Origin of the sequence: Streptomyces sp. NPDC048257, from assembly GCF_043201855.1 — a bacterium.
Taxonomy (GTDB): Bacteria; Actinomycetota; Actinomycetes; order Streptomycetales; family Streptomycetaceae; genus Streptomyces.
Window position 1 is genome coordinate 303643 of record NZ_JBICZI010000002.1, and the last position, 19829, is coordinate 323471.

At 71.8% G+C, this 19829-nt stretch carries 17 protein-coding genes and 1 pseudogene; 6 read left to right on the forward strand and 12 right to left on the reverse strand.

Annotated elements, in window-relative coordinates; genetic code table 11:
• Positions 1 to 11 precede the first annotated feature (11 nt).
• Both ACGFZK_RS05385 and ACGFZK_RS05390 read left to right on the forward strand, forming a co-directional pair.
• A complete protein-coding gene (locus ACGFZK_RS05385) occupies positions 12 to 1124 on the forward strand; it encodes a molybdopterin-dependent oxidoreductase (RefSeq protein ID WP_393847504.1) in 1113 nt (370 codons plus the stop codon).
• Positions 1125 to 1198: 74 nt separating this feature from the next.
• The gene (locus ACGFZK_RS05390; protein WP_393847505.1) at positions 1199 to 3265 is read left to right on the forward strand and encodes a SpoIIE family protein phosphatase; all 2067 of its coding nucleotides are present in this window, start codon (positions 1199 to 1201) and stop codon (positions 3263 to 3265) included.
• Between the two features lie 30 nt (positions 3266 to 3295).
• Here ACGFZK_RS05390 and ACGFZK_RS05395 read toward each other — a convergent pair whose 3' ends face one another.
• Both ACGFZK_RS05395 and ACGFZK_RS05400 read right to left on the reverse strand, forming a co-directional pair.
• A complete protein-coding gene (locus ACGFZK_RS05395) occupies positions 3296 to 6061 on the reverse strand; it encodes a SpoIIE family protein phosphatase (RefSeq protein WP_393847506.1) in 2766 nt (921 codons plus the stop codon).
• 41 nt (positions 6062 to 6102) lie between these two features.
• On the reverse strand, positions 6103 to 7098 hold the full coding sequence (locus tag ACGFZK_RS05400; RefSeq protein ID WP_393847507.1) for a GlxA family transcriptional regulator: 996 nt from the start codon (positions 7096 to 7098) through the stop codon (positions 6103 to 6105).
• A 106-nt stretch (positions 7099 to 7204) separates the two neighbouring features.
• On the opposite strand from ACGFZK_RS05400, the gene ACGFZK_RS05405 reads away from it, so the two are divergent.
• Entirely contained in the window at positions 7205 to 7786 is a 582-nt protein-coding gene (locus ACGFZK_RS05405; RefSeq protein WP_393847508.1) for a cysteine hydrolase family protein, read from the forward strand.
• 233 nt (positions 7787 to 8019) lie between these two features.
• On the opposite strand, the gene ACGFZK_RS05410 is transcribed toward ACGFZK_RS05405, so the two are convergent.
• Positions 8020 to 9168 (reverse strand): glycerate kinase, encoded by a 1149-nt coding sequence (locus ACGFZK_RS05410; RefSeq protein WP_393847509.1) that lies wholly within the window; start codon positions 9166 to 9168, stop codon positions 8020 to 8022.
• Positions 9169 to 9466: 298 nt separating this feature from the next.
• Between ACGFZK_RS05410 and ACGFZK_RS05415 the strand changes: the two are divergent.
• The 3 genes and pseudogenes from ACGFZK_RS05415 to ACGFZK_RS05425 form a co-directional block, all read left to right on the forward strand.
• A pseudogene (locus ACGFZK_RS05415) lies at positions 9467 to 9712 on the forward strand (BCCT family transporter); the annotation flags it as partial.
• Entirely contained in the window at positions 9696 to 10196 is a 501-nt protein-coding gene (locus ACGFZK_RS05420) for an NUDIX domain-containing protein (protein WP_393847510.1), read from the forward strand. The pseudogene ACGFZK_RS05415 and the gene ACGFZK_RS05420, both read left to right, overlap by 17 nt.
• Before the next feature lie 63 nt (positions 10197 to 10259).
• On the forward strand, positions 10260 to 10688 hold the full coding sequence (locus ACGFZK_RS05425) for a hypothetical protein (protein WP_393847511.1): 429 nt from the start codon (positions 10260 to 10262) through the stop codon (positions 10686 to 10688).
• 25 nt (positions 10689 to 10713) lie between these two features.
• On the opposite strand, the gene ACGFZK_RS05430 is transcribed toward ACGFZK_RS05425, so the two are convergent.
• The 9 genes from ACGFZK_RS05430 to ACGFZK_RS05470 form a co-directional block, all read right to left on the reverse strand.
• The gene (locus ACGFZK_RS05430) at positions 10714 to 11109 is read right to left on the reverse strand and encodes an SHOCT domain-containing protein (protein ID WP_393847512.1); all 396 of its coding nucleotides are present in this window, start codon (positions 11107 to 11109) and stop codon (positions 10714 to 10716) included.
• A 27-nt stretch (positions 11110 to 11136) separates the two neighbouring features.
• Positions 11137 to 11688 (reverse strand): methylated-DNA--[protein]-cysteine S-methyltransferase, encoded by a 552-nt coding sequence (locus tag ACGFZK_RS05435; protein ID WP_393847513.1) that lies wholly within the window; start codon positions 11686 to 11688, stop codon positions 11137 to 11139.
• 12 nt (positions 11689 to 11700) lie between these two features.
• Positions 11701 to 13185 carry an AlkA N-terminal domain-containing protein gene (locus ACGFZK_RS05440; RefSeq protein WP_393847514.1) on the reverse strand — a complete coding sequence of 495 codons (1485 nt, stop codon included), beginning with the start codon at positions 13183 to 13185 and terminating at the stop codon, positions 11701 to 11703.
• Between the two features lie 144 nt (positions 13186 to 13329).
• Positions 13330 to 14190 (reverse strand): CDP-diacylglycerol--serine O-phosphatidyltransferase, encoded by an 861-nt coding sequence (gene pssA, locus ACGFZK_RS05445; protein ID WP_189740836.1) that lies wholly within the window; start codon positions 14188 to 14190, stop codon positions 13330 to 13332.
• Entirely contained in the window at positions 14177 to 14833 is a 657-nt protein-coding gene (locus tag ACGFZK_RS05450; protein WP_030010161.1) for a phosphatidylserine decarboxylase, read from the reverse strand. Before ACGFZK_RS05450 ends, pssA begins: the two co-directional genes overlap by 14 nt.
• 186 nt (positions 14834 to 15019) lie before the next feature.
• Positions 15020 to 16225: an acyl-CoA dehydrogenase family protein gene (locus ACGFZK_RS05455; protein ID WP_189967951.1), complete on the reverse strand. Its 1206-nt coding sequence runs from the start codon at positions 16223 to 16225 to the stop codon at positions 15020 to 15022.
• Between the two features lie 2 nt (positions 16226 to 16227).
• Positions 16228 to 16740 carry a MaoC family dehydratase gene (locus ACGFZK_RS05460; RefSeq protein ID WP_393847515.1) on the reverse strand — a complete coding sequence of 171 codons (513 nt, stop codon included), beginning with the start codon at positions 16738 to 16740 and terminating at the stop codon, positions 16228 to 16230.
• A gap of 5 nt (positions 16741 to 16745) precedes the next feature.
• Positions 16746 to 17738: an HpcH/HpaI aldolase/citrate lyase family protein gene (locus tag ACGFZK_RS05465; RefSeq protein ID WP_393847516.1), complete on the reverse strand. Its 993-nt coding sequence runs from the start codon at positions 17736 to 17738 to the stop codon at positions 16746 to 16748.
• Positions 17735 to 19804, reverse strand: coding sequence for a protein meaA (locus ACGFZK_RS05470; RefSeq protein ID WP_393847517.1), 2070 nt, complete (start codon positions 19802 to 19804; stop codon positions 17735 to 17737). The genes ACGFZK_RS05465 and ACGFZK_RS05470 overlap by 4 nt, the downstream gene beginning before the upstream one ends.
• Between the last annotated feature and the right edge of the window lie 25 nt (positions 19805 to 19829).

Consider the following 19829-nt stretch of genomic DNA (forward strand, 5'->3'; position numbering starts at 1 on the left):
AAGGTGCAGCCATGACCGCATGGCCGGTTTCACGAGGTGGCCCAGGGCGCGGCGCCACCGTCTGGGCGCCCGAAACGGTCACCGCCGACCCGTACAACGCCCAGACGCCGTCGGCCGCGCTGGCCGAACCGGTCACTCCCGTGGGCGCCTTCTTCGTACGCGACCACTTCGGCATCCCGCGGACCGCACCCGGCCGGTGGCGGCTGCGGATCGGCGGCGCCGCGGCCGCCCCCTTCGCCATCGGCTACGAAGAGCTGCTCGCGATGGACCACCGCGAACTCGACGTCGTGGTGGAGTGCGCGGGCAACGGCCGCGGCCTGATGACACCCCGCCCGCCCGGCCTGCCGTGGAGCCAGCAGGCGGTGGGCTGCGCGCACTTCGCCGGAGTGCCCTTCCGGGCCCTCGCCGGCCGGGCCCTGATCCGTCCCGCGGCCGTGGAGATCGTCTTCACCGGAGCCGACTCCGGCCCGGTGGGCGGCCGGCGGACGGCCTTCGAGCGCAGCCTCCCGCTCGCCGTGGCCCTCCACCCGGACACCCTCCTGGTCACCCGCATGAACGGCGAGCCGCTCGCCCCCGAGCACGGGGCCCCGGTCCGGCTGGTGGTGCCCGGCCGCTACGCGGTCGCCGACGTGAAGTGGCTGGTCGGGGCGCGGGCCGTGACCCGGCCGTTCACCGGCGTCTTCCAGGCCCGCGAGTACCTCTACGAGGCCTCCCGCGGCACCCCCGAGGGCCCGGTGACGAGCGTGCGGGTCAAGTCGCTGATCACCGAGCCCGAACCGGACACGGCCGTGCGCCGCGGCCACGAGACCCTCGTCCGCGGCCGCGCCTGGTCGGGCGACGGGGAGCCGCTGCGGAACGTCGAAGTGCGGGCCGAGTACGAGGACGAGTACGAGGACGACCGCCACCGCGAGCGGGGCTGGCACGCGGCCCTGCTGGAACCGCCCGCCGGCCCCTACGGCTGGACCGGCTGGTCGTACCGGTGGACACCGCAGCGGCCCGGACCGTACCGGCTGCTGTCCCGCGCCACCGACGGCCACGGCGAGACCCAGCCGTCGCGCGCCCCGTGGAACGCCCGGGGCTACGGCTGCAACCCGGTGGGCTCCGTCGACGTGGTCGCCGTATGACATAGAGCCCCGCGCCCACGCCTCGGATAGGGTGATTCGGTAGGAATCAGGCCCCCCGGGGTGAGGTCGGTGCGTTGGACACTTACCAGTCGACGAGCGAGGTGCCGGAACAGCCGATCGCGGCTGTCGGGTACGCGGGCGTACTGCGCGAGCTGCTGCCGATCGCCCTGTGGCGCGAGGACGCCGACGGGCGCATCGTGGAGTGGTCGCTGGCCGCCCAGGACCTGCTCGGGCACCGCCCGGAGGACATCATCGGCCTCCCCGGCGCCGCCGTGCTCGTCCCCGAGGCCAATCGCGAGCTCGCCGACCAGCTGACCCGGCGCGTCCAGTCCGGCGAGACCGTCGTCGGCACCCTGCCCGTGCGCCACCGCGACGGTCACCGCGTCGCGATGGAGATGTGGATCGTCCCCGCCGTGGACCCCCAGGGCCGCACGGGGGCCATGCTCATCGCCGTGGAGACCTCCGAGGTCCTCCACATGCGCGACTCGCTCGCCGCCCTCCAGAGCCTCTTCACCCAGTCGCCGATAGGCCTCGCCACCCTCGGCACCGACCTGCGGTTCCTCCGGGTCAACGACGCCCTGGCCCGGATGAACGGCGTCTCCGCCGCCGAGCACCTCGGCAAACGGCTCACCGAGGTGGTGCCCGGGGTCAACGCCGTCGCGCTGGAGGCGACGATGCGGCAGGTCCTCGAACGGGGCACCGCCGTCGTCGACGTCCGCCGCACCGGACGGACCCCAGCCGACCCGGAGAACGACCGGACCTGGTCCTGCTCCTACGCCCCGCTGCTGGACGGCTCCGGCCGCGCCCTCGGCGTGATCGCCTCGCTCATCGACATCACCGAGGGCCAGCAGGCCCAGGCCGACGCCGAACGGGCCCGGCACCGCTTCGCCCTGCTCGCCGAGGCGGGCACCCGCATCGGCACCACCCTGGACCTCCACCAGACCGCCCAGGAGATCGTGGACGTGCTGGTGCCACAGCTCGCGGACTCGGCCGACGTACAGCTGCTCGAGGCGGTACTGGGCCCCGACGAGGGCCCGGTCCCCGCGGCCTCCACGCGCGGCGTCCTGCGCCGCCTGGCAGCCCAGTTCCCCGACCCGACCGCCCCCACCGCGAAACTCGCCGCCGGGCAGACCTTCCAGATCCCCGAGGGCACCACCTACGAGCAGGTCATCGCCGACGGGCGGCCCATGAACCTCTACCTCGCCGACATCCCGGCCCTGATCACCTCCCCGCGCGCCGAGGCCCTGCGCACCTACCTCGCCACCCTGGGCTCCGCCCGGCTGATCCCGCTGGTCGCCCGTGGCACGGTGCTCGGCGCGGTCGCCGTCACGCGCACGCGCGAACGGGAGCCCTTCGACGAGCAGGACTGCGTCCTCGTCGACGAGCTGGTCGCCCGCGCCGCCCTCAACATCGACAACGCCCGGATGTACACCCTGCAGCGCCAGGCCGCCCTGACCCTCCAGCGCAGCCTCACCAACAGCGCGCTGCCCGAGGTCCCCGGCCTCGAACTCACCGGGCGCTACCTGCCCGCCAGCGACCACGACGTGGGCGGGGACTGGTTCGACGCCATCCCGCTGCCCGGCGGCCGGACCGGTCTGGTCATCGGGGACGTCATGGGCCACGGGATCCACGCGGCGGCCGTCATGGGCCAGCTGCGGACGGCGGTACGGACCCTCGCGCGCCACGACGTGCCGCCGGCGCAGATGCTCGGCTCGCTCGACGCCGTCGTGGCCGACCTGGGCGAGGACGAGATGGCCACCTGCGTGTACGCCGTCCACGACGCGGCGTCCGGCGTCTGCGTGATCGCCCGCGCCGGCCATCCGCCGCCCGCCGTGGTCACCCCCGACGGGGACATCACCTTCCTCGACGGCCCGCCCGGGACCCCGCTGGGCACGGGCGGCCGGGACTTCCGCACCGAGCAGGTGGAACTGCCTCCGGGAACCCTCCTCGCGCTCTACACCGACGGCCTGATCGAGGCCCGGGACCGGGACCTCGACGAGGGCATGGCCCAGCTGGCGGTGGCCCTGCGCCGGGTGGAGCAGCCCCTGGAGGAGCTGTGCGACGGGATCCTGCGGCGGATGCTGCCGTGCGCCCAGCAGGACGACGTGGCGGTGCTGCTGGCCCGCGCCCGGCAGGTGTGACGCCTCCCGCGGCCCTCCGGGGCCGCCGGCTCACCAGGCCAGGTCCTCCAGCGCATCCAGGTCCAGCGGCTCGGCCTCCTGCGGCTCCGGCCCCCCGGTCAGCGGCAGCTCCGCCCAGATGACCTTGCCGCGCTCGGTGTAGCGGGTCCCCCAGCGGTCGGCGTACTGGGCGACCAGGAACAGCCCGCGGCCGCCCTCGTCGGTGGTGGCCGCGTACCGCAGGTGCGGTGAGGTGCTGCTGCCGTCGGAGACCTCGCAGATGAGGCTGCGGTCGCGCAGCAGACGTACCCGCACGGGCGCGCTCCCGTACCGGATGGCGTTGGTGATCAGCTCGCTGAGGATCAGCTCGGTGGTGAACGAGATGTGCTCCAGCCCCCACGCGGCGAGCTGGGCCGCGCCCGCGTTGCGCACGCGGGAGACGGCCGAGGGGTCGCCGGGTACCTCCCACTCGGCGATCCGTTCGGCCTCCAGCCGCCGGGTGTCGGCGATCAGCAGGGCGATGTCGTCGCTCGGCACCGGGTACAGCATCGTGGCGAGCACGTCCGCACAGGCCTGCTCGGGGCTGCGGCCCGGCCGGGCCAGCGTCTCGCCCAGCAGGTGCAGCCCGGTGTCGAAGTCCCGGTTGCGGTCCTCCACCAGGCCGTCGGTGAACAGGACCAGCCGGCTCCCCTCGGGGAGCGTGAACTCGGCGGCCTCGAAGGGCATGCCGCCGACGCCCAGGGGCAGTCCGGCCGGCAGCTCGGGGAACTCGACGTCCCCGTCGGGGGGAATCAGCGCGGGCCCGGGGTGACCGGCGCTTGCCATCAGACACCGTCCGGAGACCGGGTCGTAGACCGCGTAGAGGCACGTGGCACCGGTGACCCCGGCCGACTCGGCCACCCCGTCCGAGGCCTCCTCGTCCGGTCCCTCCCCGCCCGCGCCGCCCAGGCCCGCGATCCCGGTCTCGTTCTGGTCGATCCGGTTGATCAGCTCGTCCAGGTGGCCGAGCAGCTCGTCGGGCGGCAGGTCCAGGGTGGAGAAGTTGTGCACCGCGGTCCGCAGCCGGCCCATGGTGGCCGCGGCGTGCACCCCGTGCCCGACGACGTCGCCGACGACCAGGGCCACCCGGCCGCCAGGCAGCGGGATCACGTCGAACCAGTCCCCGCCCACCCCCGCCTTCGCGGGCAGGTAGCGGTAGGCGACGGTCACCGCGTTCTGCGCGGGCAGCACCCGGGGCAGGAGGCTGCGCTGGAGCGTCACGGCCATCGCGTGCTCGCGGGTGAAGCGGCGGGCGTTGTCGATGGATACGGCCGCGCGGGCCCCCAGCTCCGCCGCGAAGGAGCGGTCCTCCTCGTCGAAGGCCTCCGGGGTGTCGGCCCGCCAGAAGTTGGCCATGCCCAGGACCACGCCCCGGGCCCGCAGGGGTACGGAGATCAGCGAGTGCAGCCCGTAGTCGAGGGCCACACGGGTGCCCTGCGCGTCCTGCGCCCGCCAGCCCATGGCCGCGTTCAGGTCGGCCGCGAGCACCGCGTGCCCGGCGTCCAGCGCCGCCGCCATCGGGGCCGTCGGCACCACGAAGCGGATGATGTCGCCGACCGGCTGGAGCGGGGAGTCGGTGCGGATGCCGGAGATGGCCGCGCGGCGCATCTCCGTGTAGATGCCGGTGACGAGTGAGGGCTCGTCGCCGTGCAGCACCGGCTCCAGCAGCTCCACCGTGACGAAGTCCGCGAACCGGGGGACGGCGACCTCCGACAGCTCCTCGGCGGTGCGCACCACGTCCAGGGTCGTACCGATCCGCACGCCGGCGTCGTAGAGCAGCTGGAGCCGGCCGCGGGCCACCTCGGCCCGGCCGGAGAGGGCGGCGAGCTCGGTGGAGTCGCGCAGGGTCACGACGCTGCCCGTGGGCATGCCCCGGTACTCCTTGGTGGGCCGTACGTTGACCGCGAGCAGCCGGTCGCCCGCCAGGTGCACGTGGTCCGTCACGACCCGGCCGGAGGCGAGCAGCTCGGCGGTGCGCGGGTCGAGGCCGAGGTCGACGACGTGCCGGCCCTCGGCCTCGGACGGCAGGCCCAGGAGCCGGCGGGCCTCGTCGTTGGCCAGCACGAGCCGGTGGTCGGCGCCGATGATGACCACGCCCTCGCGCACGGCGTGCAGCACGGCCTCGTGGTGCTCGTTGATCCGGCTCATCTCGGCCGCGCCCAGGCCGCGGGTCTGGCGCCGCAGCCGGCGGCTGACCAGGGCGGCGCCGCCGGTGCCCAGCAGCAGGGCGCCCGCCGCTGCGGCGAACAGGAGCGGGAGCTGGCCCTCGACCACCTGGGAGACGTTCTCGACCTCTATGCCGGTGCCGACCAGGCCGATGACGGCGCCTTCGGCGTTCCGCACGGGGACGACGGCCCGGACGGCGTCGCTCGGGGCGCCCCTGAAGGTCTCGATGAAGGCCTCCCCGGCGACGGCGCGGCTGAGGTCACCGGTGGCCCGCCGGCCGATCAACTCGGGCCGCGAGTCGGTGTAGCGGACCCCTTCGGTGGTCATGACGGCGATGAAGTCGACGCCCGAGCCCCGGCGGGCGGCCTCGGCCAGCGGCTGGAGCCGGATGGTCGGATCCTCCGTGCCCAGCTCCGACGCGAGGCCGGGGGAGTGCGCGAAGGCCTCGGCCGCGGCGAGCGAGCGGTGGCGGGCGTCGCGCTCGCTGTCGTACCGGGCCTGGATCACCAGGGCCACCGTGGCGGCGGCGATGAGCAGGAGCACGATCACCGCCTGGAGGGCGAAGACCTGACCGGCGACGCTGTGCCCCCACCGGGACGGGCGCGCGATCATGCGCGAGCCCCACCCGGTCGGCTGGCGACCAAAACGTCCGGTCATGAGCCCTTTCTAACACTGTCCGGAGGGTTTGGTGCGGCTGTCGGTGCGCAGGAGGCCGCACGGTACGCGCGGGGGCCGAGGCCGACGTACGAGGTGAAGTGCTGGCGGAAGGTGACCTCGCTGGCGAAACCGGCCCTGCGGGCCACCTCCGGCACCGGGTGGTCGGTGCGTTCCAGCAGCTTGCGGGCCGCGTCCAGCCGGTGTCCCAGCAGCCACCGGTGCGGGGTGGTGCCGGTGGCGGCGGCGAAGTGCCGGGCGAAGGAGCGCGGGGACATCCCGGCCCAGCCCGCCATGGTGGCCACGGACAGCGGCTCGTGCAGCGAGCGCAGGGCGCGCTCCCGTACGGCGGCCAGCGCCTCGGCGGTGCGGTCCGCGGCCGGGACGGGCCGGTCCAGGTACTGGGCGTGGTCCCCGGTGCGGAAGGGGCCCGTCACCATGGAGCGGGCGATGGCGGCGGCGGCCTCGGCGCCGTGCGCCTCCCGGACGAGGTGCAGGCACAGGTCGATCCCGGAGGCCACCCCGGCGGAGGTCCACAGCCCGCCGTCCTCGACGTAGAGCGGGGCGTCCTCGACCACGATCCCCGGGTAGCGGGCGGCGAGCTGCGGGGCCAGCCACCAGTGGGTGACCGCCCGGCGGCCCTCCAGCAGGCCGGCCTCCGCCAGGATGAACGCCCCGGCGCACAGGGCGGCGACCGGCACGCCCCGGGCGTGCGCCTCGCGGAGGGCGGCGAGGACCGGCCCGGGCGTCGGATCGGCCGGCTCGGCCAGCGCCGGTACGACGACCAGGTCCGCCGTGGCCAGCCAGTCGAGCCCCCGGTCGGGGGCCAGGGTCAGCCCGCCGGGCAGCGGGATCGGGCCGGACTCCAGCGCACAGCGGCGCAGCTCGAAGCCGGGCACCCCGGCGCGGCTGCGGTCGGGGCCCCAGACCTCGGTGATGACGGCGAGGTCGAAGCCGCGGATACCGGGCTGGACGACGATGGCGACGCGGCGCATGAGGCCAGTCTGTCAGGCAGCCGGAACTGCCAGTCTGGCAGGATCCCATCGGTACGCGGCCCCGTCGGCGCTGTCGGTCCCCCGGCCCGGCGGACAGCATGGAGGCATGACAACGACCGCGATCGAGATCGCCCCCGACAGTGCCCTGCTGGTCATCGACGTGCAGAAGGGCTTCGACGAGGAGTCCTTCTGGGGGCCCCGCAACAATCCGGCGGCGGAGGACAACATCGCGGCCCTGATGGACGACTGGCAGACGGCCGGCCGCCCGGTGGTCCTGGTCCGGCACGCGTCCGTGCAGCCCGGCTCCGTCCTCGCCGCGGACCAGCCCGGCCACGCCTTCAAGGACCTGGTCGAGGAGCGGCGCCGCGGCTCCCTGGTGATCACCAAGACCGTGAACTCCGCCTTCTACGGCACTCCGGACCTCGCCGGCTGGCTCACGGCCCAGGGCATCGGGCAGTTGGTGGTGGTCGGCATCCAGACCAACATGTGCGTCGAGACCACGGCCCGGATGGCGGGGAACCTGGGCTACGACGTGCTCGTCCCGCTCGACGCCACCCACACCTTCGACCTCGCAGGGCCGGAGGGCCTCGGCCTGACGGCGGACGAGCTCGCCACCGCCACCGCGGTGAACCTCCAGGGCGGCGGCTTCGCCCGCGTGGTCACCACGGCCGACCTCCTGGCGGCGTAGCCCCGATTCCGTCTCGCCGGGCCGTTTCCCGCCGCGCCGGCGGACCATCCAGCCTCGCCGGCAGGGCGCGGGGTCTGGGGCCGCGCCCCAGGAAACCCGGCTCCGCCGGGCACCGGGCTCTGCCCGGACCCGCGCCTCAAACGCCGGCGAGGCTGGGTCTGGCGGAGCCGGAACGGCTGAGGGCCCGGAACCCCGCGTAAGGGGGGCCGGGCCCTCAGCGGCCGGGCGACTGGTCAGAGGACGTCGGCGGCGATGGTGGCGGCGACCTGCTCCAGCAGGGGGCCCGCGTTCGGGATGGACCTGGCCGGGTCGGGCTCCAGGTCCGTGAGCGGGTACGCCTTGCGGATGCCGGCGCCCTCCAGGGCCTCCTGGCTCAGCAGCAGCCGGCCGCAGACCGCCACCACGGGCTTGCCCGCCGCGCGCGCCGCGGCAGCGACACCCGCCGGGGCCTTGCCGTGCAGGGTCTGCTCGTCCAGCGAGCCCTCCCCGGTGATGACCAGCGTGGCCCGCTCCAGCGCGGGGGCGAAGCCCAGCACCTCCAGCATCAGCTCGATGCCCGGACGGAAGGTCGCGCCGAGCAGCAGGGCGCCGTAGCCGATGCCGCCCGCACCACCCGCGCCCGGGAGGACCGCGCACTCGGCGGCCTTCGCGCCGATCGACTTCTCCAGCACCACCGCGAAGTGCGCCAGCGCCGCGTCGAGCGTCGCCACGTCCTCGGGCGAGGCGCCCTTCTGCGGGCCGTAGACCGCGGCGCAGCCCTTCGGGCCGGTCAGCGGGTTGTCGACGTCGCTCGCGAGGACGAACTCCACCTCGGCGAAGCGCGGGTCGACGCCGGACAGGTCGGCCGAGGCCAGCTCGGCCAGCGCGCCGCCGCCCGGACCGACCGGTTCGCCGTTCGCATCCAGGAACACCGCGCCGAGCGCGGCCAGCATGCCGGCGCCGCCGTCGGTGGTGGCGCTGCCGCCCACGCCGAAGACGATGGAGCGCGCGCCCGCGTCCAGCGCGGCCTTGAGCAGCTCGCCCGAGCCGTACGTGGTCGCCGTCAGCGCGGCGAAGGTGCCCGCCGGCAGCAGCTGCAGCCCGGAGGCCTCCGCCATCTCGACCACCGCGGTGCCCTCGCGCAGCGCGAAGGCGGCCGTGACCTGGTCGCCGAGGGGTCCGGTGACCCGTACCTCCCGGCGTTCGAAACCGGCTGCCACGGCTGCCGCGACCGTTCCGTCGCCGCCGTCCGCGACGGGGAGGGTCTCGATCTCCACGCCCGGGACGGCCTTGCGAAGGCCGGCCGTCACCCGCTCCGCGACCTGAACGGCCGTGAGCGAGCCCTTGAATTTGTCCGCGGCGATGAGCACGCGCGCGGTCTCAGTTACTGCTCCGTCCGTCACCTTGCTATTCCCTTGCTATCGAACAGTGCAGTCGCGCCCGCCATGAGCTTATCCGGAGGATCCTCCTATGCCCATGAGTGGCCTGGGCCACACCCGGCGCGCCATGCCCCTAAACAGGGATATACGCCTGCATAGCGTGGCCGCATGAGCGCGGAATCACTGGAACAGCCACGTCCGGACACCCCGGGATGGGGATCCGGTGGCCCCGCGGACCGCGCGCCCGACCAGGCGGTCGCCACCGTGGGTGTGATCGCCGTGCCCGCCGTCGTCGCGTGGGCGGCCCTGGCCAAGGACTCCTTCGACACGGACCGCCGCCATCCTGGTCGCGCTGCCCTTCGTCGTCGTCATGCTGCTGCTCTGCTGGGCCCAGGTGAAGGAGCTCCGCACGGACCACGGCGCCGGACCCGCCCGCCACCACGCCCTGCACGGGATGCGGGACGCGGTCCGGGCGATGGTCGGTGACGCCCTCACGGGACCGCGAGGACGGGCCCGGCGGGCCCCGGCGCTGACCTCGGTAGGGTGGCCCGGTGACCACCACGGATGACTACGCCACGTACATCGCGAGCCTGCCCCGGGTGCTGGCCGGCGCGGCCGCCCTCTACCGGGACGCCACCGGCCGGGTCCTGCTCGTCGAGCCCAACTACCGCGAGGGATGGGTCCTGCCGGGCGGCACCGTCGAGTCGGACCGGGGCGAGTCACCGCGCACCGCGGCCCGCCGCGAGAGCGCCGAGGAGATCGGCCTCGACCTCCCGCTCGGCCGCCTCCTCGCCGTCGACTGGGTGCTGGGCGCCGCCCGCCCGCCGCTGGTCTCGTACATCTACGACGGCGGTGTGCTCGACGAGGCCCAGCTCGCCTCGATCAGGCTCCAGGAGGAGGAGCTGATCTCCTGGCGACTGGTCGAGCCCGGCGAACTTCCCGCCCACCTGCCCGAAGCGCTCGGACTGCGCGTCCAAGAGGCCTACCGGGTCCAGCAGTCGGGCGAGGGAACCGCGGAACTGGAGAACGGCCGGCGCCCGGACGCCTCGTGACAGCGGCCTCGTAGCAGCGGCCTCGTAACACCGGGCTTACTTCGACCAGGACAGAATCAGCAGATGATCACGATGTACGCCTGGCCCAGCACCGCCGACGGGCCCGACGCCCTCCCCATGGTGCACTTCACCACCGACCAGCAGGCCGGTGGTGAAGTCACTCCGGAAGGGACTCCGGTCTGGCTGTTCGACACCGCGATACGCGAGGGCGGCTGGGTGCAGTTCACCGACTTCGAGGGCTGGTCGGTGCCCGCCGCCGGCTGGCAGGCCTTCTACCGCCGCGAGGACGACCTCCTCGCCGTCACCGGGCCCGGCTCCTGCGAGGGCTGGTACCAGGGCAACCTCGGCGCCGACGCCGACTGGGTGGCGGCGGCCGCCGCCCAGGAGAGCGTGGTCCTGCTCGCCGCCCCGGTCCAGCACCCCTCGCTGTACGGCTACGCGGTGGAGGCGGGCGCCGCCTTCGCGCTGCTCGTCCCGCTCCTCCTCGTCTGACCCCCGGCCGTCCGGCCCCGCGGGGTCAGGCCAGGATCTTGGCCTTGGCGCGGTCGAACTCCTCCTGGGTGATGTGGCCCTGCTCCTTCAGCGTCGAGAGCTTGCTCAGCTCCTCCGCCGAACCGCCACCACCGCCGGGACCCGCCGTCTTCTGGACGTACTCCCGGAAGGCCGCCTCGTTCTCCTGGACCTGCTTCAGATCCCGCTCGCCCATGCTCTTGCCCCGGGCGATGAGGTAGACGAACACGCCGAGGAAGGGCAGCAGGAGCACGAAGATCAGCCATCCCGCCTTGCCCCAGCCGCTGAGGCTGTGGTCACGGAAGATGTCCGTGATGATCTTGAAGAGCAGGAAGAACCACATGATCCACAGGAACAGGTACAGCATCGTCCAGAAGATGTTGAGAAGCGGATAGTCGTCCATGCCCGACTCCGATCATGTAGCGGTATTTCATTCATACAGCCGCTCCATGAGGTCCGCATGCGGAGCGGTCAGGCCCCGCTCGCCGGACTCGAAGGCCAGCAGCCGCACCTTGCGGTCGACTCCGCCGCCGTAGCCGGTCATCCCGCCCGACGCGCCGATCACCCGGTGGCACGGGACGATGATCCCGACCGGGTTCTTCCCGTTCGCCAGGCCCACCGCGCGCGAGGCGCTGGGCTTGCCCAGCCTGGCCGCGAGCTCCCCGTACGACCACGTCCGGCCGTACGGGATCCGGGCGAGCTGCTCCCAGACGCTGCGCTGGAAGTCCGTGCCCTCCAGCCGCAGCGGGAGGGCGAACTCGGTGAGCTCCCCGGCGAAGTACGCGGTCAGCTGGCGCACCACTTCCGGGAAGGGCTCATCGGCGGGGGCCACCCGTGCGCCGAAGGACTCCTCGACGGGCCGGTGGCGCTGCCCGGTCATGTAGAGGCCGCTGAGGACGCCGTCCGTGGCGACCAGGGTCAGCGGGCCGTAGGGGCTGTCGACGACGGTGTGCCGCTTGGTGCCGTTCGTGGTGGTACGCATCGCTGGTGCTCCTCAGACGGGCAGGTGGTTGATGGGGTGGGCGTCTGTCGCCCACAGGTACTGGACGGCGTACGCACGCCAGGGCCGCCAGCCGGCCGCCCGCGCGGTCAGCGCCACGGGGGTGGACGGCAGCCCGAGCTCCCGGGCCGCCCGCCGGACCCCCAGATCGGACGGCAGGAACGCGTCCGGGTCACCGAGCGCCCGCATCGCGATCACCTCGGTGGTCCACGGGCCGAAGCCGGGCAGTGCCGCGAGCCGGGCCCGCGCCGCCTCCCAGTCGCTGTCGATGCCGAGCGGCAGCGAGCCGTCGGCGAGCGCCGAGACCAGGGTGGTGAGCGTGCCGCGCCGGCTGCGCGGCAGGGCCAGGGACTCCGGATCCAGCCCGGCGAGCGCCTGCGGGGAGGGGAAGAGGTGGGTCAGCCCGCCCAGCGGGTCCTCGACCGGCTCGCCGTACGCGGTGACCAGCCGGGCCGCGTGGGTGCGCGCCGCCGCAGTGGAGACCTGCTGGCCCAGCACCGCCCGTACGGCGAACTCCGCCGCGTCGACCGTACGGGGAACCCGGCGCCCGGGGGCCTTGTCCACCAGCGGGGCCAGCAGCGGGTCGGAGCGCAGCTGCTCGTCGACGGCCTCGGGGTCGGCGTCCAGGTCCAGCATCCAGCGGCAGCGGCTGATGGCGATGGTGAGGTCGCGCAGGTCGGTGAGGGCGAGCCGGCAGCCGATGTGGTCGGGCTGCGGGGTCAGGGCGACGACACCGGTGCCGTGGGGCAGGCGCAGGGTGCGGCGGTAGGCGCCGTCACGCCACTCCTCGACGCCGGGCACGGCGGTCGCGGCGAGGTGCCCGAAGAGGTTGTCGGGGTTCAGGGGCGCCCGGAACGGCAACCGCAGGCTGATCGTCCCGGGGATGCGGGGCGGGGTGTCCTTGGTGCGGCCGGCCTTCGTGGCCCGCTCCCGCAGATCGCTCGGGGACAGGGCGAAGACCTCGCGGACCGTGTCGTTGAAGGCCCGGATGGAGGAGAAGCCGGCGGCGAAGGCCACGTCGCCCATCGGGAGCTCGGAGGTCTCGATGAGCAGCCGGGCGGTCTGGGCGCGCTGGGCCCGGGCCAGGGCGAGCGGCCCGGCCCCGAGCTCGGCGTTCAGCTGCCGCTCCACCTGGCGGGTGGAGTAACCCAGCCGGACGGCCAGGCCCGGAACGCCCTCCCGGTCCACCACCCCGTCCTGGATCAGCCGCATCGCGCGGGCGACGGCATCGGCCCGTGCGTTCCACTCGGGCGAACCGGGACTCGTGTCGGGCCGGCACCGCTTGCAGGCCCGGAATCCGGCCTGCTGGCAGGCCGCCGCGCTGGGCAGGAAGGTCATGTTCTCGACCTTCGGCGGCACCGCGGGGCAGCTGGGCCGGCAGTAGATCCGGGTGGTCAGGACGGCGGTGAAGAACCAGCCGTCGAAGCGGGCGTCCTTCGACTGCACGGCCCTTACGCAGCGCTCGGTGTCGGTGTGCATGGCTCTAGGATCCGGTGTCGCAGTACCGCCGGGCTGGCGGTTTTCCGACATCAAGCCTACGGCTCCGTGGCGGGGTCCGGGGCTGAGCCCCGGAACGCGAGAAGCCCCGGATGCCAAGGGCATCCGGGGCTTCTCCTGGTACGGCTAGCGCAGCGTCGTGGCGCGGGCCTCGCGGCGGTTGTGCCGGAAGGTGTTGGCCTTCCGGGTCGTCGCGAAGAGCGGAATCGTCGCCGCCATGGCGATCTGCAGGGCACAGCCGGTCTGGAGCAGCAGCTGACCGCCCGGGGCGTCGAACGCCCAGGCCGCCAGCAGCCCCATCGCGCTGATGATCCAGCAGAGCATCGCCACCGCGAGAACGCCCCGCGGCTTGGGGTACTCGACCCGGCTCACCATCAGCCAGGCCACCCCGATGATCGCCAGCAGCGTCGGGACGAACGGCAGCTCGAGCAGCACGATCGACACGACCGTCAGCGCGCCGAAGGGGCTCGGCATGCCCTGGAACATGCCGTCCTTCATCGTCACGCAGCTGAATCTCGCGAGTCTGAGCACGACCGCGAGCAGCACGACGATCGCGGCCAGCGCCGACATCTTCTGGTGCGCGTCGACGGCGACCATGCCGTAGACGAGCACGAAGTAGGCCGGCGCGAGGCCGAAGCTGATCAGGTCGGACAGGTTGTCCAGCTCGGCACCCATCGGCGAGCTGCGCAGCTTGCGGGCCACGATCCCGTCGAAGAGGTCGAAGACCGCGGCGAGCAGCATCAGTATCACTGCCGTCGCGGCGCTGTTACGGGCCATGCCCGATTCGCCACTGCCGGTGAGGTGCGGAATGAGGATCCCGGTGGTGGTGAAGTACACCGCCATGAATCCGCACGTCGCGTTGCCGAGGGTGAGGGTGTCTGCTATCGACAGCCGCAGCGAGAGCGGCATGTCGTCCTCGGCGGACTCCTCCTCGGCAGGTTCGGGAACCCAGCCTGCGGCCGGAGTCTCAGGGTCAGTCACGGTCAATTCGTGTCACCCCCGCGGTGGTGGCCTGACCGACCTCGACCGCGACCTCGACGCCCTCGGGGAGGTAGATGTCGACGCGGGAGCCGAAGCGGATCAGACCGATGCGTTCGCCCTGCTCCACCTTGGTGCCGGCCGGCAGGTAGGGGACGATGCGACGGGCGACGGCGCCGGCGATCTGCACCATCTCGATGTCACCGAGTTCGGTGTCGAAGTGCCAGACAACGCGCTCGTTGTTCTCGCTCTCCTTGTTGAACGCCGGGACGAATCCGCCGGGGATGTGCTCCACGGACGTCACCGTGCCCGCGAGGGGCGCGCGGTTGACGTGGACGTTCAGCGGGCTCATGAAGATCGCGACCCGGGTCCGTCCGTCCTTCCACGGCATGATGCTCTGCACCACACCGTCGGCGGGCGAGATGACACGGCCCTGAGCGATCTCGCGCTCGGGGTCGCGGAAGAACCACAGCATGCCCGCCGCGAGTGCGGTGGCGGGCACGGCCGCCGCGGCCCAGCGTCCGGACTTGCGGGCCCGGGTGAGGCTGAGCGCCGCGGTGGCGACGGTCGGCAGAAGCCACGGCGATGCTCCGCGCGCGAGGCGTACGCCAAGGAGGCTGTCGCGAGGTGCAGAGGTTTGGCTGTGGGGCATGGATGACCTTCGTAGCGGGTGATTGCCGCGCCGCAAACAGGGGGACGGGACGGCGGCTTTACTGGAATGCTATCGGTTGCACGCAACAACTGGGCAAGCCAGAAGCCGAGTCGATGACCGTCAGCCAGTCACTGCGAGTGATCCTTTCGCAACGAACCCATGGACGATTCGCCGCAAAAGGGACTTTCAGCCCTGAAGTCGGTACTCCTCGAGCAGGCGTCGCCCGATGATCATTTTCTGGATCTCGGCGGTACCTTCACCGATCAGCAGCATCGGGGCCTCCCGGTAGAGGCGCTCGATCTCGTACTCCTTCGAGAACCCGTACCCACCGTGGATGCGGAAGGCGTCCTCGACCACCTCCTTGCAGTACTCGGAGGCGAGGTACTTCGCCATCCCTGCTTCGAGGTCGTTTCGTTCCCCGGAGTCCTTTTTGCGTGCTGCATTGACCATCATCGCATGGGCGGCTTCGACCTTGGTAGCCATCTCGGCCAGCTTGAACTGAATCGCCTGGTGTTCCGCGATCGGCTTGCCGAAAGTGTGACGCTGCTGGGCATACGAGACACCCAGCTCGAAAGCACGCTGAGCGACGCCACAGCCACGGGCCGCCACGTTGACGCGGCCGACCTCGACCCCGTCCATCATTTGGTAAAACCCTCGGCCGGTCTGGCCTCCGAGGACCCGATTGGCCGGAATGCGCAGTCCGTCCATGATGAGCTCGGTCGTGTCGACGCCCTTGTAGCCCATCTTGTCGATCTTGCCCGGGATGGTCAGACCCGGACGGACCTCACCGAAGCCCGGCTCCTTCTCGACGAGGAAGGTCGTCATCGACTTGTGGGGCGCCGTGCCCTCGGGGTGTCCTTCGTCACTTCGCACCAGAACGGCCACCAGGGTGGAGCTGCCGCCGTTCGTCAGCCACATCTTCTGGCCGTTCAGGACGTACTCGTCGCCGTCCTTCACCGCCTTGGACGAGATGGCCGACACGTCGGAGCCCAGCGCCGGCTCGGACATCGAGAACGCGCCGCGCACCTCGCCCAGGGCCATGCGCGGAAGGAAGTGGTCCTTCTGCTCCTGCGTGCCGTGCTGCTTGAGCATGTACGCCACGATGAAGTGGGTGTTGATGATGCCCGAGACGGACATCCAGCCGCGGGCGATCTCCTCGACGCACAGGGCGTAGGTGAGGAGCGACTCACCCAGGCCGCCGTACTCCTCCGGGATCATCAGGCCGAAGAGGCCGAGCTCCTTGAGGCCGTCGACGATCTGCTGCGGGTACTCGTCACGGTGTTCGAGCTCGGTCGCGACCGGGATGATCTCCTTGTCGACGAACTCCCGGACGGTCTTGAGGATCTCCCGCTGGACGTCGGTCAGCCCGGCGGTCTGGGCGAGTCGGGCCATGGCTACTTCCCCTGTTCCTTCAGCGTGGGGCGGCCGGGCTGCTCGCCGCCGCGCTCCTTGATGTACGTCTCGGTCGGGACCATCACCTTGCGCCGGAAGACGCAGACGAGGGTGCCGTCCTGCTTGTAGCCCTTGGTCTCCACGTAGACGATGCCGCGGTCGCTCTTCGACTTCGACGGGGTCTTGTCGAGGACCGTGGTCTCGCCGTAGATCGTGTCGCCGTGGAAGGTCGGCGCCACGTGCCGCAGGGACTCGATCTCCAGGTTGGCGATCGCCTTCCCGGACACGTCCGGCACGGACATGCCGAGCAGCAGCGAGTAGATGTAGTTGCCCACGACGACGTTCTTGCCGAAGTCGGTGGTGTTCTCGGCGTAATTGCTGTCCATGTGGAGCGGGTGGTGATTCATGGTCAGCAGACAGAAGAGGTGGTCGTCGTACTCGGTGACCGTCTTTCCGGGCCAGTGCTTGTAGACCGCCCCGACCTCGAACTCTTCGTACGTGCGTCCGAACTGCATCGGGATCAGGCCTCCGCCGTCTTCTCGGTCGAGGGGTGTTCGAACTTGCTGGTGCGCTGCATGCCCGCCGCGCGGCCCTTGCCCGCGATGACCAGGGCCATCTTGCGGCTGGCCTCGTCGATCATCTCGTCGCCGAGCATCGCGGAGCCCTTCTTGCCGCCGGCCTCCGAGGTGCACCAGTCGTACGCGTCGAGGATCAGCTCGGAGTGGTCGTAGTCCTCCTGGGAGGGGGAGAAGACCTCGTTGGCGGCGTCGACCTGGCCCGGGTGCAGCACCCACTTGCCGTCGAAGCCCAGTGCGGCGGCCCGGCCGGCCACCTCGCGGTAGGCGTCCACGTCGCGGATCTGGAGGAAGGGTCCGTCGATCGCCTGCAGGTTGTGCATGCGGGCCGCCATCAGGATCCGCATCAGGATGTAGTGGTAGGCGTCCGCGCCGTAGCCGGGCGGCTGCATGCCCACGACCAGGGACTTCATGTTGATCGAGGCCATGAAGTCGGCCGGGCCGAAGATGATGGTCTCCAGCCGGGGCGAGGCGGCGGCGATCTCGTCGACGTTCACCAGACCCTTGGCGTTCTCGATCTGCGCCTCGATGCCGATCTTGCCGACCTCGAAGCCCATCGTCTTCTCGATCTGGGTCAGCAGGAGGTCCAGCGCCACGACCTGCTGGGCGTCCTGGACCTTCGGCAGCATGATGCAGTCGAGGTTCTGGCCGGCGCCCTCGACCACCGTGATGACGTCACGGTAGGTCCAGTGCGTGGTCCAGTCGTTGACGCGCACGACGCGGGTCTTGCCGGTCCAGTCGCCGTTGTTCAGCGCGTCCACGATCGTGTGGCGGGCGCCTTCCTTGGCGAGCGGGGCGCAGGCGTCCTCCAGGTCAAGGAAGACCTGGTCGGCCGGCAGGCCCTGGGCCTTCTCGAGGAACCGCGGGTTCGAGCCGGGCACCGCGAGGCAGGAGCGGCGCGGGCGGAGACGGTTCACCGGGTGGACAGGCGTGGTCATGCGGGGACCTCCGTGCTTGCAACGATTTCGAGAGGGTCGAGCTTGTTCGCTTTGCGGATCTCGTCGACGATACGTCCGATGATCTCCGTGATCCCGAAGTCCTTCGGGGTGAAGACGGCGGCGACTCCGGCCGCCTTGAGCGCCACGGCATCCGCGTTCGGAATGATGCCGCCGACGATGACGGGGATGTCACCCGCCCCCGCCAGTCGCAGCCGCTCCAGGACGTCCGGGACGAGAGCGCTGTGCGAGCCGGACAGGATGGACAGTCCCACGCAGTGCACGTCCTCGGCCAGCGCCGCGGTGGAGATCTCCTCGGGCGTCAGCCTGATGCCCTGGTAGACCACCTCGAAGCCGGCGTCGCGGGCCCGCACGGCGATCTGCTCGGCGCCGTTGGAGTGCCCGTCCAGGCCGGGCTTGCCGACCAGCAGGCGCAGCCGGCCCGAGCCGAGCTCGTCGGCCGTACGGGACACCTTCGCGCGGACCTCGTGCATCGGCGTACCGGGCTCGGCGGTGACGGCCACCGGGGCCGAGGAGACCCCGGTCGGGGCGCGGAACTCGCCGAAGACCTCGCGCAGGGCGCTGGACCACTCGCCGGTGGTGACACCGGCGCGGGCGCACTCCAGCGTGGCCTCCATCAGGTTCTCGGTGCCCGCCGCGGCCTCCTTGAGGCGCTCCAGCGCCTGCTGGGTGGTGGGGAAGACGAACGGGTCGCCGTTCCCCTGGCGGTCCGAGGACTCCTGGCGCTCGGCGCGCCAGCGGGCGATGCGCTCCACGGTCAGTGCCTCGACGGCGCTGTCGACCGTCATGATGGCGCCGTCCAGGTCGGCCGTGAGCGGGTTCTCCTCGGTCTGCTGGAAGCAGTTGACACCGACGATCTTGTCCTCGCCGGCCTCGATCCGCGCCCGCCGTTCGGCGTGCGAGGAGACCAGCTCGCCCTTGAGGTACCCGGACTCGACGGCCGCCATGGCGCCGCCCATCTCCTGGATCCGGTCGATCTCGGCCAGGCAGTCGGCGACCAGGGAGTCGACTTTGGCCTCGATGACGTGGGACCCGGCGAAGATGTCCTCGTACTCCAGCAGGTCGCTCTCGTGCGCCAGGACCTGCTGGATGCGCAGCGACCACTGCTGGTCCCAGGGCCGGGGCAGGCCCAGCGCCTCGTTCCAGGCGGGCAGCTGCACGGCGCGGGCGCGGGCGTCCTTTGAGAGGGTGACCGCGAGCATCTCCAGCACGATGCGCTGGACGTTGTTCTCCGGCTGCGCCTCGGTCAGACCCAGGGAGTTGACCTGGACGCCGTAACGGAAGCGACGCTGCTTCGCGTTCTCGATGCCGTAACGCTCCTGGGTGACCTTGTCCCAGATACGGCCGAAGGCGCGCATCTTGCACATCTCCTCGATGAAGCGGACGCCCGCGTTCACGAAGAAGGAGATCCGGGCGACGACCTCGCCGAAGCGCTCCTCGGGCACCTGGCCCGAGTCGCGCACCGAGTCGAGGACCGCGATCGCCGTGGACATCGCGTACGAGATCTCCTGGACCGGGGTGGCCCCGGCCTCCTGGAGGTGGTACGAGCAGATGTTGATCGGGTTCCACTTGGGAATGTGGTTGACCGTGTACGCGATCATGTCCGTCGTCAGCCGCAGGGACGGCCCCGGCGGGAAGACGTGCGTCCCGCGCGAGAGGTACTCCTTGACGATGTCGTTCTGGGTGGTGCCCTGGAGCTGGGTGATGTCCGCACCCTGCTCCTCGGCGGCCACCTGGTAGAGCGCCAGCAGCCACATGGCGGTGGCGTTGATCGTCATCGAGGTGTTCATCTGCTCCAGGGGTATGTCCTGGAACAGCCTCCGCATGTCGCCCAGATGGGAGACCGGGACCCCGACCCGGCCGACCTCGCCGCGGGCGAGGATGTGGTCGGGGTCGTATCCGGTCTGGGTCGGCAGGTCGAAGGCGACCGACAGACCCGTCTGGCCCTTGGCGAGGTTGCGGCGGTACAGCTCGTTGGACGCCTCGGCCGTGGAGTGGCCGGCGTACGTCCGCATGAGCCACGGACGGTCCTTCTGGCGCTCTGTCATCTCAGGCTGTCCCTTAGGCCTTTGA

Excerpts from the sequence above, each read along its gene's own strand:
- ACGFZK_RS05400 (WP_393847507.1), bottom strand. The coding sequence starts at position 7,098 with ATGCGCCGCGTCGCCATCGTCGTCCAGCCCGGTATCCGCGGCTTCGAC.
- ACGFZK_RS05460 (WP_393847515.1), bottom strand. The coding sequence starts at position 16,740 with ATGCAGTTCGGACGCACGTACGAAGAGTTCGAGGTCGGGGCGGTCTAC.
- ACGFZK_RS05470 (WP_393847517.1), bottom strand. The coding sequence starts at position 19,804 with ATGACAGAGCGCCAGAAGGACCGTCCGTGGCTCATGCGGACGTACGCC.
- ACGFZK_RS05465 (WP_393847516.1), bottom strand. The coding sequence starts at position 17,738 with ATGACCACGCCTGTCCACCCGGTGAACCGTCTCCGCCCGCGCCGCTCC.
- ACGFZK_RS05450 (WP_030010161.1), bottom strand. The coding sequence starts at position 14,833 with ATGCCCCACAGCCAAACCTCTGCACCTCGCGACAGCCTCCTTGGCGTA.
- ACGFZK_RS05430 (WP_393847512.1), bottom strand. The coding sequence starts at position 11,109 with ATGGACGACTATCCGCTTCTCAACATCTTCTGGACGATGCTGTACCTG.
- ACGFZK_RS05455 (WP_189967951.1), bottom strand. The coding sequence starts at position 16,225 with ATGGCCCGACTCGCCCAGACCGCCGGGCTGACCGACGTCCAGCGGGAG.
- ACGFZK_RS05395 (WP_393847506.1), bottom strand. The coding sequence starts at position 6,061 with ATGATCGCGCGCCCGTCCCGGTGGGGGCACAGCGTCGCCGGTCAGGTC.
- ACGFZK_RS05425 (WP_393847511.1), top strand. The coding sequence starts at position 10,260 with ATGATCACGATGTACGCCTGGCCCAGCACCGCCGACGGGCCCGACGCC.
- ACGFZK_RS05405 (WP_393847508.1), top strand. The coding sequence starts at position 7,205 with ATGACAACGACCGCGATCGAGATCGCCCCCGACAGTGCCCTGCTGGTC.
- ACGFZK_RS05385 (WP_393847504.1), top strand. The coding sequence starts at position 12 with ATGACCGCATGGCCGGTTTCACGAGGTGGCCCAGGGCGCGGCGCCACC.
- ACGFZK_RS05440 (WP_393847514.1), bottom strand. The coding sequence starts at position 13,185 with ATGCACACCGACACCGAGCGCTGCGTAAGGGCCGTGCAGTCGAAGGAC.
- ACGFZK_RS05435 (WP_393847513.1), bottom strand. The coding sequence starts at position 11,688 with ATGCGTACCACCACGAACGGCACCAAGCGGCACACCGTCGTCGACAGC.